Origin of the sequence: Nitrospira sp. CR1.1, from assembly GCA_014055465.1 — a bacterium.
Classification (GTDB): Bacteria; Nitrospirota; Nitrospiria; order Nitrospirales; family Nitrospiraceae; genus Nitrospira_A.
In genome coordinates this window covers 1-14,954 of the sequence record WIAF01000009.1, presented here as the reverse complement: position 1 = coordinate 14,954, position 14,954 = coordinate 1, and the positions used below count along the sequence as shown (strand labels likewise).

Sequence of the window (14,954 nt, the reverse complement as noted above, 5' to 3'; positions counted from 1 at the left end):
ACAGACGACGCATCAGGCTGAATGGTCCAGTTTTTTTCGAAAGGACGGTCAGACAAAAGCAGATATACGTTTACCGAACGGCCGGTCTGGTCAGGTCATTGTGCTTCGAATTGTCGGCCGCGTTTACATCGATGCCGCGGACCGAAGGTGGTTTATCGAGATTCACGTATTGGAAGGTCCCGAACGGCTGAATCTCTTCGTCGTTCGGCAATTGACGACGGTTCCACCCTCCGCCGAGCGCCCGGATGAGCATCACCGACGTCTTGAGCAGTTCGGCTTTGATCTGTACAGACTCGATGCGTGCGATGAGTGTGCCCACCTGCGCATAAATGAGTTCCAGGCTGGACGCTAAGCCGCCAAGATACAGTTCCATGGTCAGCTCTTGTGCATGGAGGGTGGCGCCAACGGCGGCATCCTGCTTGCCGGCTGCCTCCGACAGACGATTGGTCAGACTTAGATTGTTTTCGACCTCTCGAAACGCGTTGAGGACGGTCGAACGATAGCGGTCTTCCGTCTCGCGGTAGGCCGACCAGGCCTGTTGCAATTGCGCGCGGCGATACCCGCCTTGAAATAACGGCAGTGCGACGGATGAGCCGTAGGAAAAGAAACTGTTGGCGAGGCTGAACAAGCTGATCCCGGCATCCTCAAACCCGCCTCCGGCCCGGAACGAGACGTTGGGATAAAACGCGGCGCGGGCAATCCCGATCGCGCGGTTGGCTTGCGCCATCTTGCGTTCCATCCCGGCAATGTCCGGTCGGCGCTCCAGCAGGGTGGAGGGAATAGTCTGCGGGACTTTAAACGCGGCCACTCGCAGTTCCGTGATTGGCTCGATGGTGAATCCGGCGGGGGCGCGGTTGAGCAGGATGGCGATAGCCTGTTCGGTCACCTGCCGATGGCCCTGGATCTGCGCGTACTTCGTTTCTGTGCTGAACAGAAGCGATTCAACCCGGGCGACATCCAGCGCCGAGGCGATTGCCCCCGCGAACTGGGCGTTCACGATGTCCAGCGATTCCCGATACAGGTCGATCGATTGAGAATAGATCGCGGCTTGCGCATCGTAGCCGCGTAGCAGGAAATAGTTGGCGGCGAGTTCGGCTTGCAAACTGAGACGCGCGAGTCCGTAGTCGGCGGCGCGTTCTTCGGCGCGATAGACTTCGATGCGCGTGGCATTGCGCAGAGCCGACCAAAAGTCCGGCTCCCAGGAGGCGATGCCGCCGGCGGCGACGGTCGATTCATACCGGGGAACGTCGGGTGGCCTGAACAGGTGCTCGATGGATTCCCGGTTGCCTGAGGCGTCGAACCCGAGGCCGATGCGGGGAAGGTATTGTGATCGCGCCTTCATCATCACATCACGCGCCTGCACGAACCGCTCGGCGGCCGCCTGCAAATCGGGGTTGGCCTCCATGGCCTGTGCTTCGAGCATGTTGAGTACGGGGTCGTCATACACCGTCCACCATTCCGAACGAAGTTCGCCGTCCGACGGCTTGGCTTCCACAAAGGGGCTCGACCCATGCCACGAGGCGGGCACCACGAACTGGGTCGGCTCATAGGTGGGCGACAGATCGGCAGCCGGAAAGGAGGAGCAGCCCGTCAGGACGAGCGTCAGCAGGACCACTCCGACTCGCCTGGACGTCGGCGAGAGAAGCGGCGCTCGCCCGGCGCTTTGTCTGCGAGTGCAAGTCATGGCGCCCCCGCGTCGATTGTCATGGTAGAGGTCATTCCTTGGCAGGTCCGTCCGTGCTGATCAGGTCATAGCCGGGCGCCGGCGTGACGACTCGAACCTTGTCGCCCTCCAGTAATGCGGCGCTGGGGTTGTTCACGATGCGGTCGCCCGCGGAGATTCCTGCCTCGACTTCGACGGCACTATCTAGCAAGCGACTGACCGTAATCGGCTGTAAGTGCACGTGGCTGTCTTCGGTCACGACAGCGACTTGCGTGCCGTGCTCCTGGAAGACCAGTGCGGTCGAAGGAATCGTATGGACTTTCCGGTCGACCGGCGCGGTGATTTCTACCTTGGCGTACGAGCCGGGCCAGAGGGCCCGGTCTTCGTTGTCGATGGTGAAGACGGTCACGGCCGTCCGTGTTTTGGTGTCGAATCCACGGGCGACGGTCAGGAATTTAGCCGTGAAATGGCGGCCGGGTAATTGCGGCACGGTCACGTCAGCGGTCAGGCCGGGCTGAAGAAAGGGACCGAACGCCTCCGGCACCGAGACGAACAGCCGCAACATGCTGACGTCGGCGACGGTGAACAGATTGCTGATCGAGCCGGGCGCGCTGATCGTGCCTTCCTTATTGACGTAGTCGCCGACGTTGATGTTGCGAACGGTGACGACGCCGTCATAGGGTGCGACGATGGTTTTAAACCGGATCAAGGCTTCGTAGTTGCGGACGTTCTGCTCCGCGGCCCGGACCCTGGCCAGCTCGGCTTTTGCGTTGGCTTCCTGGACCGAGATTGATTGCTCGGAGACCGCATGGTTTTTCCTGAGCGCCGTCCAGCGTTTGGCGGTCAAGTCGGCCAACGCATATTTCGCCTTCTCGGCCGCAAGATCCGCTCTGGACTGTTCATATTGGGCGTCGAGGGCCGGCGCGTTGATTTCCGCAAGGACTTCGCCTTTCTTCACAAGCGCGCCGTAGTCCTTGTACCACATCTTCACATATCCCGAGACTTGCGCGTAGATCGGTGCTTGAAACCAGGCCTGCACATTGCCGGGGAGCGTGATGGTTTCGGTTGCCGCGGTCGGGGTGGGATGGACGATCGAGACCGTGGAAACCGATTCTTCGAGCGTCTTTTCGCGCAGCAACGCGGCGTCGCTCTTGCTGGTATAGACCCGATAGCCAAGGTACAGTCCGCACAACCCGATCAGGGTGATGATCGTGAGTGTTCGACCAGAGGTGTTAGGCATGGGTGGTGACATCCTGCCGACCTGTTGATCGGCTGTTGTACATCAGTGCGTAGACGCAGGGCACGAATAACAGGGTAAAGACGGTCGCCATGAGGAGGCCGCCGATCACGGCGCGACCCAGTGGCGCATTCGTCGAATAGCCGGTCGCCATGGGCACCATACCGAGGATCATGGCTGACGCCGTCATGAGCACCGGGCGAAAGCGTGTGGTGCCCGCCTCGATCGCCGCTTGCACGGCATTGCCGTGCTCCTGAAGCCGTTCGCGGGCGTAGGAGACGACGAGGATTGAATTGGCGGTGGCCGTGCCCATGGTCATGATGGCACCGGTGAGCGCCGGTTCAGAGAGTCGTGTATGGGTGAGGAACAGGGACCACGCGATGCCGGCCAACGCGCCGGGCAAGGCGGTGATGATGATGAAGGGATCCAACCAGGATTGGAAATTGACGACGATCAGCAGATACACCAGCATGACCGCGGCAATGAGTCCAAAGATCAGCTCGAAGTAGGCGTCGTGCATGAGCGCCGCCTGGCCATGGATTTCGAGTGCGGCGCTCTTGGGCAATTCGTCGTGCATGGTCCGGGTGATCTGTTCGACATCCGCCAGCACGCCCCCGAGGTCGCGCCCTTCGGCGGAGACATAAATGTTGAACAGCGGCATGAGGTTGCCGTGCGTGATGACTCCCGGTGTGCCTTCCGCTGAAATTTCGGCCAGATTGCCGAGCAGCTGCACGTCCTGGTCGTTCGACGGGTGACCCGACGCTTCGATGGGAATGGTCTTGAGGCTATTGACGCTGTCAATCTGCGGCTGGGGCGTATACACGTTGATCAAGTAGGACATGCTGGTGCTGGGATCGAGCCAATAGACTTGATCGACCTGTTGGCTGCCGGCGGTCGTCATGAGCAGGTTTTCGGCCATATCTTTCAGGGTTCTGTTCACGCCGAGTCCGAACGTGCGGTTCCCTTCGACCGTGAGAGTCGGCGTGCGCATCGTCTGCTGAATCACCACGTCGGCCGATCCGGGAATGTCCCGTAACTTGCCGACCAGCTTACGGGCGAATTCATAGTTGGGATACATGTCCGGGCCGCTGATCTGGATATCGATCGGCGCCGGCGCGCCGAAGTTGAGAATCTTGGCGGTCAGATCGGACGGCTGAAACGTGAATTCGGTTCCCGGATAGCGCTCTCTCAAACCTTTGCGGAGAATATGCCGGTAGTCCCACACCGGAGACTTCTCGTCGTGCAAGAGGATCGTCAAGTCACAATCCTGAGAGCCGATGGTCGGAGTCGGAATGAACGCCAGGTTGTGCGGGCCCACCGGCAATCCACAATTGCTCACGATGTGTTCCACCTTGTCGGGCAGCAACTCTTCGATGCTGTTGGAGACCAGCGTGGCAATGCGCCCGGATACCTCGATCCGAGTCCCGAGCGGCGCCCGCAGATGCATTTGAATGACGCCTGACCGTATTTCTGGAAAATAGTCCCGTCCGAGAAAGTAGAACAGGGAGAGGGAGCACATGGCGACGGCCAGCGATGAGGCGACGAAGAGCCGCCGGTGAGCCAGCACCCATTCGAGGAGCGCTTCGTAGCGATCACGGAACCGGTTGAATCCGCGCTCGAACCTCTGTTGAAAACGGACGAAGATGTTCGATGCCGGGTTCACGGCGGACGGCTCGTGCGGTTCAGGCAGCTTCGGCATGGTGCGCCTTCATCAGGTATTTTGCCATGGTCGGTACCAGGGTGCGTGAAAGAATGAACGAGGCGATCATGGCGATGATGATGGCTTCCGCCATCGGCTTGAACAGGTACCCGGAGACGCCGCCGAGTTTGAACAGCGGCAGCCAGACGATGGCGATGCAGAGGGTTGCCACGAGCGTCGGGACCACGATCTGATTGGCGGCGTCGATGATGGCCTGTTCGAGCGGTTTTCCCATTTCGATATGGCGATCGATGTTTTCGATCATGACGGTCGCGTCATCGACCAGAATGCCGACAGCCAGGGCCAAGCCTCCCAGGGTCATGACGTTGATCGTCTCCTCAAGCAGATGCAGGCCGATGACGGCGATCAGAATCGAGAGTGGGATCGAGGTCCAGACAATGACCGTCGCCCGCCAGGAGCCGAGCAGCAACAGCACGATGAGGCCGACCAGCGCACCGGCCATCAGCATTTCGTGCAAGACGTCGAAGATCGAATCCTTCACGAAGGTCGAGGCGTCGTCGAGGAGCGTGATCGAGACGCCCTTCGGAGAGATTTGCTCGGCGCGCGGAATCATTTTCTTGATGCCGTCGACGACATCGAGCGTAGAGGCCTCCGTGCTTTTCATCGCGACGAGGATGACGGTCTGTTTGCCTTTCACGAGCACCGCGTTCTGTTGGACCCGGCCCATGAGGCGCACGGTGGCCACATCCCGCAGGTAGACGAAGGCATTCCCTTCCCGCTTGATCGGGATCTCGTTGAAGTCCTCGATTTTCACCGGGGACGCGTTTGTCTGGACGATCCAGTCCGTTTGCTTGATTTTGATGTCGCCGGCCGGCAGCACGAGATATTGCTTCATGAGGACGGCGTGAACATCCGCCGGCGTCAGTTGCCGGGCAAGCAGTTTCTGCTGATCGAGGTTGACCATGACCTGCATATCCTGACCTCCGTACGGGTGCGGCAGGACGATGCCCGGGACCGTGACGAGCAGGGGGCGGATGCGCATGTAGGTGAGGTTGTAGAGTTCCGCCGGCGTCAGGTGGTCGGAACTGATCTTCAGCATGGCGACCGGGATGGATGAGGGGGCGAGACGCATGATCATGGGCGGCGAAATATCCGGAGGGAGCGCCTTCACGACATTTTGAGAGATGCCGACGATATCCGCTTCGGCTCTGCCGACATCCACGCCGTCCTGCAGGAAAATATTGATGATGCTGCTGCCGAAATAGGAATGGCTGTGGATATATTTAATGCCTTCCACGGTCGAGGTCAGAAAGCGCTCGAACAGATACGTGATGCGTCCTTCCACCTGTTGCGGGAGCAGACCGGAGTAGATCCAGACCACGGAGGTGACGGGAATCGTGATGTTCGGGAAGATGTCGGTGGGCATGTGGATCACCGTTAGTCCGCCCATCAGCAGGATGAGGATGGCCATGACCACGAAGGTGTAGGGCCTTCGCAAGGCGATGAGGACAATCGCATTCATACGCGCCTCTCCCCACAAGTCCTGAAGTGCTGTGCCGTGTGCGTCACGTGATCCCTCATGAGCCTCAGTCAGATTTCGACTTCAGAAAGGGTCCGCATGTTCGCCGCTGGGATGGCCGCTCGTGTATGAGTGAGACGGTGTGAGTCGCAGCGCGCCGGATTGTGACCCAACGATCCGGTGAATTCAAGAGTGATGGAGCAAAAGGTATGCCGTTGTCTCAGTACGCATTATCCGCAGGGACTGAGAAGAGGGAACGATAGGGGAAGGAGCGAGGCAGGGGCAGAATTTCACGCGGCATCCTGCTGGCGCAGGATGCCGGCGATGTGAGCCAGTTGATCTGGTGTGTGTGAATTCGCACGGAGCGCAACGTGCGGAGGTGCGCGGTTTAACCGGGGCGAGCGTGTCGGAACGATGCCTGCGGATCGGGCAACATTGCGTGAAATATGATGATTGACTCCCGGGATGTAGAGGGCGCGCCGGATCACGTGATAGGCATTGATCTTGCGCATACTGCGGGACAGAGCGTGCGTTCCTCATCGCAGGGCAGAGCCAGTCAGCTACTATGGACGCAGACATTGCTCGGGATGCAGCTGAAGGTTAACGAAAGGATGGCGTAATGGGTATGCTGACGCAGATGATGAGGAAACCCGGAGCCGTGTGGTGTCTCCTGGTCATGGTCACGACTCTTGGCATGCATGAAGCACCGGCGCAGGCGGAACCGCTCACGATCGGAGCTGCGTATAGCCTCAAGCCGGTTTTCCAGGAAATTGTTCCGCTGTTCGAGCGGGAATATGGCACGGCCGTGCAGGTCGTGTATGGGCCTTCGCAGACGCTTCGTCGAGAGATCGAGCAGGGTGCGGCAATCGACGTGTTCTTGCCTGCCGCGGTTGAGGAGATTACGAAATTACAGAAACAAGGTCTGACAATCGGTGACAGGCCGCGAATCTACGGGCAAACCTCGCTGGTGCTGGTCATGTCGGCGACCTCACTCGCCACGCCGGTGTCCTTCCGCGAGGCCATGCCCAATCGCGCGACTCGCATTGCACTTGCCGATCCCAGGACCTCGGGGTTGGGAGATATCACGGCTCGAGCGCTTACGAAACTCGACCCGGCGTATAAGAATGGGTTCCGACCAATCTATGCCAGGCACAGCGAGGATGTGGTGAACGTCATTGTCCGCGGCGAGGCCGATGCGGGCATTCTCTATCGAGTCGATGCCATCAACAGCGGCCATGTGCGCATCATTGATGAACACCTGGCCGGCGCGCAGAGGCCGGTGTTGTTTGGCCAGGCGATGGTCTGGACCTGCCGGACCGAGTCGTTTGCGGCGGCGGAAGAATTTCTCGATTTCATGGTGAGCCCGCGCATCCAGAAGCTGTTGCTCAAATATGGATTTGAGCCGACGCCAAGTGCGGGAACGGGGGATAGAGGCAGGCCTGTTGCGCCATTGGTCGCAGGGGTGTCCGCAAGCCGTTGACACGCTGTGGTTTCGATCGAGCCAGGTTGGACGTATCACATTTTGTCAGATCACGTGAGTTTCGGCCGCACGTTTGTCGCCCACGACGTCACGAAGACGATTCGATCATGAACATGGATGAGACGATTTTCGACGAGCAGGTCGGTAGGGTATCTGTGACAACTCCTCGCCGCATTCAACGAGGAGTCTTGGCAGGGCTGTACGCCTGTTCCGGAACGTCGCGCGTCGTGGGTTCATCGTGCCTGATCAGCTGGCGTCCCGAGAGCATGCGCAGGCCGACATAAAACACCGGAGTGAGAAATAGGCCGAACAGGGTCACGCCGATCATGCCGGCGAAGACGGTGATACCGGTGGCGGAGCGTACCTCCGCGCCGGCGCCGTGAGAGAGCACGAGTGGAACCGTGCCCGCGATGAAGGCGACCGAGGTCATCACGATCGGGCGCAAACGCAGCCGGCAGGCTTCGAGCGCCGCCTCGACGATGCCCTTCCCCTGCAGTTCCAGCTCGCGCGCAAATTCGACGATCAAGATGGCGTTCTTGCACGCCAATCCCATCAGCACCACCAGCCCGACCTGCACGAAGGTATTGTTGTCACCGCCGGTGAGTTTGACGCCGGCGAGCGCGCAGAGCATGCACATCGGCACGATCAGGATCACCGCCAGCGGCAGCGTCCAGGACTCATACAGGGCAGCGAGGACGAGGAACGCTAATAAGATGGCCACGGGGAATACCAGCAGGGCCGCTCGTCCTTGCGACGCTTCCTGAAAGCTCAAATCGGTCCATTCGATGGTCATCCCGTTCGGCAGCACCTTTCCGGCGATGTCGCGAATCGTGTCCATTGCCTGTGCCGACGAGAACTTGGTCGGATCGGCCTCTCCCATGAAATCGGCGGCAGGATACCCGTTGTAGCGCAGCACAGGATCGGGTCCGTACGTTTGACTGAATTTCACCATTGAGCCGATCGGGACCATTTCGCCGCGGTCATTGCGCGTTTTGAGATTGGCGATGTCTTCGACCTTCCCGCGAAAATCGCCGTCGGCTTGTGCATAGACGCGCCAGGTGCGGCCGAACAGGTTGAAGTCGTTCACATAGGCTGAGCCGAGATAGATCTGCATCGTGGCGAAGAGGTCGGTCAACGTAATGCCTTGTGTCTTGGTCTTGACGCGGTCCACCTCGGCATCGAGCTGTGGCACGTTGGCCTGATAGCCGGAAATCGGGTAGCCCATCCCGGGAGTCTGCATGACCGCTCCCTGCAGGGCACCGACGGCATTTTGTAACGCCCCGAAACCCAATCCCGCCCGGTCTTCCACGAAGAGTCCATACCCCGCGCCGTTGCCCAGTCCGAGAATCGGCGGCGGCATCAACACGAACGTGATGCCTTCCTTAATAGCGGAGATCTTGTGATTCATCTCCTCGCTGATGTCCTTGGCGCTGCGATGGCGCTCGTCGAACGGCTTCAGGATGAGGAAGGCGAGGCCGTAGTTCGGCGTATTGGTAAACTGCAAGGGATTCAGCCCTGTCATGGCGACAGCGTGGGCGACGCCGTCCACTGTTTTACTGACCGCGACGACCTGACGCAGGACCGCATCCGTGCGGTCGAGTGAGGCGCCCTCCGGCAGCTTGACCCCGGCCATCAGATACAACTTGTCCTGGGTGGGAATGAAGCCGCGCGGCACCGCTTGGAACAGCATGCCTGTAACGACCAACAGTAGGGCATACACGGCAAAGACAGAGCCGCGATGTGTCAACGTGCGCGAGACGGTGCCCTGATACCTGTCGGAACTCGCCTTGAAGAAGCGGTTGAACGGCCGGAAGACCCAGCCGAACAGCCGCTCGATCAAGCGCGAAAGCGCGTCCTTCGGCGTCCCGTGGCTCTTGAGCAGTTTTGCCGCCAACGCCGGCGAAAGCGTCAGTGAATTGATCGCCGAAATAACCGTCGAGATGGCGATCGTCACGGCGAACTGCTTGTAGAACTGGCCGGTGACGCCGCTCAGAAAGGCCATCGGCACGAACACGGCGCACAAGACGAGCGCAATGGCGACGATGGGGCCCGAGACTTCCTGCATGGCCTGGTGTGCGGCCTGGAGTGGCGTGCGGCCTTCTTCAATGTTGCGCTCCACATTTTCCACTACCACGATCGCATCATCCACCACGATGCCGATCGCCAGCACGAGGCCGAAGAGGGTGAGCGTATTGATCGAAAATCCGAAGAGGTACAGCGCAGCAAATGTGCCGACCACCGACACCGGAACGGCGATCAACGGAATGATCGAGGCGCGCCAGGTCTGCAGGAATAGGATCACGACGAGCACGACGAGCAGGATCGCTTCCATCAGCGTCTGCACCACTGCCTGAATCGAATCACGTACGAACACCGTGGTGTCGTAGTCCGAGCGGTAGGTGAGACCGGGAGGGAAGCGTGTTTTGAGTTCTTCCATTTTGGCGATCACGGCATCGCGGACGGTCAGCGCGTTGGCGCCGGGCGCTTGGAAGATGCCGATGGGCGGAGCATCCTGATTGTCCAGCTGCCCGCGCAACGTATAGTCATTGGCGCCGAGTTCGATGCGCGCCACGTCGGACAAACGGACGACCTCGCCGCCGGTCCCGATTTTCAGCACGACATTGCCGAACTCCTGAGCGGTGCGCAGGCGGCCCTGGGCATTGATGGAGATGAGAAAGTCGGTATCTTTCGCGATGGGTTCCGCGCCTAGTTGCCCGGCCGAGACCTGGATGTTTTGCTCCCGCACGGCGGCGACGGCGTCCCCGGCGGTCATCCCGCGCGACGCGATCTTGTCCGGGTTGAGCCAGATACGCATCGCATAATCGCCGCTGCCGAAAATCTGCACCTGGCCGACACCGGGCAAGCGAGCCAGTTCGTCCTTGATTTTGATGTTGGCGTAGTTGCGCAGGTAGAGCGCATCGTATTTCCCGTCTGGTGATAGGAGCTGGACCATCACCAGAAAGGTCGGCGACTGTTTCTGCGTCGTCACGCCCAGACTGACCACTTCCGACGGCAGCCGTGACAAGGCCTGGCTCACGCGGTTTTGCACCTGGACCTGGGCGGCATCCGGGTCGGTACCAGGACGGAAGGTGATGGTCATCTGCAACACGCCGTCGGACCCGGCGACCGACTTCATGTACATCATGTTCTCGACACCGTTGATCTGTTCTTCCAGCGGTGTCGAGACGGTTTCGGCGATCACCTTGGGGTTGGCGCCAGGATAGATGGCGCGCACGATGACCGCGGGGGGGACGACTTCCGGGTACTCGCTGATCGGAAGAATAGGAATGGCGATCAAGCCGGCGGCGAAGATGACGATCGACAGCACGGCGGCGAAGATCGGCCGATCGATGAAAAACTTGGAAAAATCCACGGCCGGCCTCCCTATTGCCCGGCCATGGCTGTGGCGGGTGGCGCCGATGGTTTGCCCATCGGAACCTCTGCGGGGGCGACCGGCATGCCTGGGTAAAAGACTTTCTGCAGACCGACCACGACAATCCTGTCATCCGGCGTGAGGCCTGATTGCACGACGCGCAATCCGCCGACCATGCCGCCCAGCACGACATCTTTGCGTTGCGCCTTTTCTTCCTCATCGACCGCATAGACATATTTGCGGTCCTGATCGGTGAGAATGGCCTTGTCGTCGATCAAAAGAGCTTCGGCCTTCTGGCCGCTGACGAACTGCACGCGCGCGAAGAGACCGGGGGTTAAAATGCGGTCTGGATTGGGGAGCACGGCGCGAGCGCGCACGGTTCCGAGGGTCGGATTGACCTGCGTGTCGAGAAAGTCGACTCTTCCAGTATGCGGATAGCCGGTTTCGTTGGCGAGGCCGACGTGGACGGCATTGTCCTGCGCGCTGCGCTCGTTTTTGCGCTCCTGTTCCTTATAGCGCAGGTAGCTGTTTTCGTCGGCATCAAAATAGACATACATCGGGTCTTGCGACACCACCGTCGTCAGTAGGGTGTCGTCGGCGGTGGCCAAATTGCCGACCGTCACCAGGGCCCGGCTTGCCCGTCCTGAAACCGGAGCGCGGACCTCGGTGAAGGAGAGGTTGAGCTTCGCGGTGGCCACTGCGGCCTCGGCGGCATGCACATCCGCCGCGCTTTGCGCCTGCGCGGCGCGCCGCAAGTCGAGTTCTTCATGCGAGATCGCGTTGTCATTGATCAAGGCCTGGGCGCGCTTGTTGCGGATGGTCTCCAACTGCTGCGCCACGCGCGCGCGTGCCAGTTGCGCCTGGGCATTTTCCAATGCGGCGCGGTAGGGACGAGGGTCGATCAGGAACATCAACTCGCCCTGTTTCACATCCTGGCCTTCCTTATAAGCGACCCGGTCCACATAGCCGCTGGCGCGTGGGCGTAACTCGACCGTGTCGATCGCGCTGATGCGGCCCGTGTATTCGTCCCATTGTTGCACCGGTTTCGAGATCACTCTCGCGACCCCGACCTCGGGGGGAGGCATTTGCCCGCCGCTGCTGGCCTGTTCGTTGTTGCAAGCGGCTGCCGTCAGCAGCACTGCCAGCAGCCATGAGATATGTCGGACATTGCGCATAATGTACCTGTTGGAAGAGTGGTCGTGAACGAGGGCGTCAGATCCACATGGCATCGACGGTTCGTTATCAGTCCTGTCTGCAGTATCCGGCATGCTGTGAAGAATAGTCAATATATGAATGATGTATCTATGAATAATTTATGATTGAATGTTGTCGCGTTTTGAAGTACCGTGTCCGCACGATGAAACGTATGAAGGTTGCCCCCCGAATCAAAGCCAAGGAGAGGTTATCCGTCTCTCCCTGCATCTCGACGTTGCCGCGGCACCGGCTGGTTGAACTGCTGTGGAGCTTCGCCCCGGCCTATCAACGGTGGTCGGAATCGCTGTTAGTGGAAAAAGGGTTGTCGCCTCAGCGGTTGCGTATTCTGAGTTCAATTCATGAGCGCGGACCGAGAATCATGAGCGACCTCAAGAAGGAACTGGGCGTGACGGCGACCAACGTCACCGCGCTGGTTGATTCGCTCGAGAACGACGGATTGGTCGTGCGGCGACGGCATCCGACAGATCGCCGGGCCACCGTGATCGAACTCTCCGACAAAGTCATGACCGAGCTCTCTCCGCGCTGCACGGAGTACAAAGAACAGGTGGCGGAACTGTTCTCTGACCTCAGCGACCACGAATGCAAAACGTTTGTGAAAACGCTCGAGAAGCTCTGGAGTCGTTTGCAGGGGTAGTGGACAGGACAGTCGCAAAAAAGATTTTTTGCAGATGCCGCGGCAGAATTCAGGAAGGTTCGCGGTAGCTTCGGTTGGGCCACTTCGATTCAGCCTTGCGGTACGGGCGTGACGGAGGTTTACGAGTCACGAGACGCTTGAACAAGACGGCTAGGGTAACGAGCGACACGGTGGTGAATAGACGAGCGAACATGCCTCACGATATCGCCCTGCGACGAACATGTCAAACACGTGAGGGGTCAGCTCCATTGGGCATGCTGGTTCTGTTTCGGACCGGCCATCGCTAAACAGAAAGCGTTTGGGGACGACGTTCAGTCTGATCTCTTGATAGCCGGCTGACTCCAATGCCTCAATGACGGCCTGGTTCTTGGTCAGATCTAACATCGGGCCATTCCTCTCTCTCCGTCTATCTGTGATTCCAATAAGAATTGATCTGCTGCTGCTTCGGTCGCGGAGTATCTGAGAGCGCGCAAGGATTGCATAGTAGGGGCGTCGTAGCTCGCATGTGATGAATTGAACGCGAGAAAGCCCATATGGAAGACCGGGAATCAGTCATCTGTGCAGCGACCATGATGCGAGCCGCAGCCTTCAGCTTGTCGAATTCCGCGAACAGCGTGTTTTACTCTCGAAGTATGCGTGTTTATAACAAAAGGAGGATGTTCGCAATGTCTTGCGTCTGTTGATGGTGCCGACCACCGATGTAGCACTGCTCAAAAAAGCTCATCACCTCTCTCGAGGCACCTACCATGTCTTTCTCAAGAAATTGCAACGTGTACTTTTGACGTCTCCCCAGAAAACGACGGCAATCTAACACGAGAGTAGAATGGCGGCTTCGGCGGTCCTCGACGAAAGGAGTGGATCGATGAAGCGGTCGAAATTCTCCGAAGAACAGATCGTGTATGCCCTCCGGCAAGCCGAGAGTGGCACCCCCATCGGGGATGTCTGTCGGCAACTGGGCGTTGCCGAGCAAACCTTCTACGCCTGGAAATAGAAGTACGCGCACCTCGGCGTGAGCGAACTCCGTCGGCTGCGCCAGGTGGAAGAGGAGAACGCCCGACTCAAACGACTGGTGGCGGATCTCTCGCTCGACAAGCATATGCTCTCGGAGGCCCTGCGAAAAAAAGTCTGAGGCCCGCTCGCCGCCGGGAACTGGCCCAGTGGTTTCACGGGACGTTTCAGGTGAGTTGTGCGCGGGCCTGTCGGTTGGCGCAGTTCGGGCGGGCCTCGTGGTATCGAACCAGTCGCGCCAAGGATCAATCGGCCCTCCGGCTCCGCATTCGGGATCTGGCCCATGCCCGACCGCGATTCGGCTATCAGCGGATCTGGGTGTTGCTGCGGCGTGAGGGCTGGCTGATCAATCGGAAGCGCGTCCGACGATTGTATCGCCTGGATGGGTTACAGCTGCGCATGCGGGTGCGGCGCCGAAAACACATCGCCCTGCATCGTGGGCCGGCCCCGAGTCCAACCGGGCCGACCGAGCGCTGGAGCATGGATTTTGTCCATGATACCCTGGCCGACGGGCGGCCATTTCGAATCTTGACGGTGGTGGATAACTGGAGTCGCTGCAGTCCGGTGCTAGAGGCGAGATTCCGAATGACGGGAGAGACGGTTAGCCAGGTGCTTGATCGCGTCCTCGGGGAGGGCCAGGGGCCTCGCTCCATCACCGTCGATCATGGAACGGAATTCCAATCGCGCGCCTTGGAAGATTCGACGTCCCCCCATCTTGAGTAGCCGTAAGCTCCCCCGTCAAGGAGACAGTGTCATGGGAGAACTTCTGGCCTCCAATTGGGCCCGATACGTGGCGGGCGGTAGGCCTGCCAACGCGTCATGAGGCCGCTCTTCGTTATAACTCTGCAACCATTCGGCACTGATCTCTCGCACCTGATCCAACGACTCAAACACATACGCATTGAGGACTTCGGTTCGATACGTCCGGTTATAGCGCTCGATCAAGGCATTCTGATCCGGTTTGCCCGGTTGAATGTGCCAGAGCTGAATCGCCCGTTCCGCACACCAGGTGATGAACCGGTCGGCGAGGAATTCGGGGCCATAGTATAAGCGGAAGCGAGACCATACGCAGTTTATCTCTCCTCTAGAATGCAGGGATCCATTCACTCTAGCAGGAGGGAGACCTATGAGCCCCACGTTGGAGTCCTCGACAGGAGTCATCTTC

At 59.5% G+C, this 14,954-nt stretch carries 9 protein-coding genes and 1 pseudogene; 4 read left to right on the top strand and 6 right to left on the bottom strand.

Annotated features, from left to right (window positions below; genetic code table 11):
• Positions 1-70: 70 nt before the first annotated feature.
• The 3 genes and pseudogenes from GDA65_15030 to GDA65_15020 form a co-directional block, all read right to left on the bottom strand.
• Entirely contained in the window at positions 71-1,684 is a 1,614-nt protein-coding gene (locus tag GDA65_15030; protein ID MBA5864006.1) for an efflux transporter outer membrane subunit, read from the bottom strand.
• Between the two features lie 31 nt (positions 1,685-1,715).
• Entirely contained in the window at positions 1,716-2,903 is a 1,188-nt protein-coding gene (locus tag GDA65_15025; GenBank protein MBA5864005.1) for an efflux RND transporter periplasmic adaptor subunit, read from the bottom strand.
• A pseudogene (locus GDA65_15020) lies at positions 2,896-6,082 on the bottom strand (MMPL family transporter). Before GDA65_15020 ends, GDA65_15025 begins: the two are co-directional and overlap by 8 nt.
• Before the next feature lie 616 nt (positions 6,083-6,698).
• On the opposite strand from GDA65_15020, the gene modA reads away from it, so the two are divergent.
• Positions 6,699-7,559 carry a molybdate ABC transporter substrate-binding protein gene (modA, locus tag GDA65_15015; GenBank protein MBA5864004.1) on the top strand — a complete coding sequence of 287 codons (861 nt, stop codon included), beginning with the start codon at positions 6,699-6,701 and terminating at the stop codon, positions 7,557-7,559.
• A gap of 175 nt (positions 7,560-7,734) precedes the next feature.
• Here modA and GDA65_15010 read toward each other — a convergent pair whose 3' ends face one another.
• Together GDA65_15010 and GDA65_15005 are read right to left on the bottom strand one after the other, a co-directional pair.
• Complete coding sequence (locus GDA65_15010) at positions 7,735-10,932, bottom strand: multidrug efflux RND transporter permease subunit (protein ID MBA5864003.1); 3,198 nt, start codon at positions 10,930-10,932, stop codon at positions 7,735-7,737.
• 11 nt (positions 10,933-10,943) lie between these two features.
• Positions 10,944-12,107, bottom strand: a complete 1,164-nt coding sequence (locus GDA65_15005; GenBank protein MBA5864002.1) for an efflux RND transporter periplasmic adaptor subunit — start codon at positions 12,105-12,107, stop codon at positions 10,944-10,946.
• Between the two features lie 140 nt (positions 12,108-12,247).
• Here GDA65_15005 and GDA65_15000 point away from each other — a divergent pair, with 140 nt between their 5' ends.
• From GDA65_15000 to GDA65_14990, 3 genes are all read left to right on the top strand, one after another.
• Positions 12,248-12,781, top strand: a complete 534-nt coding sequence (locus GDA65_15000) for a MarR family transcriptional regulator (GenBank protein ID MBA5864001.1) — start codon at positions 12,248-12,250, stop codon at positions 12,779-12,781.
• An 823-nt stretch (positions 12,782-13,604) separates the two neighbouring features.
• Positions 13,605-13,772, top strand: a complete 168-nt coding sequence (locus GDA65_14995) for a transposase (protein ID MBA5864000.1) — start codon at positions 13,605-13,607, stop codon at positions 13,770-13,772.
• 188 nt (positions 13,773-13,960) lie between these two features.
• Positions 13,961-14,512 carry an IS3 family transposase gene (locus GDA65_14990; GenBank protein ID MBA5863999.1) on the top strand — a complete coding sequence of 184 codons (552 nt, stop codon included), beginning with the start codon at positions 13,961-13,963 and terminating at the stop codon, positions 14,510-14,512.
• Between the two features lie 15 nt (positions 14,513-14,527).
• Here GDA65_14990 and GDA65_14985 read toward each other — a convergent pair.
• A partial coding sequence (locus tag GDA65_14985; protein ID MBA5863998.1) for a transposase occupies positions 14,528-14,954 on the bottom strand: 427 nt, incomplete at its 5' end.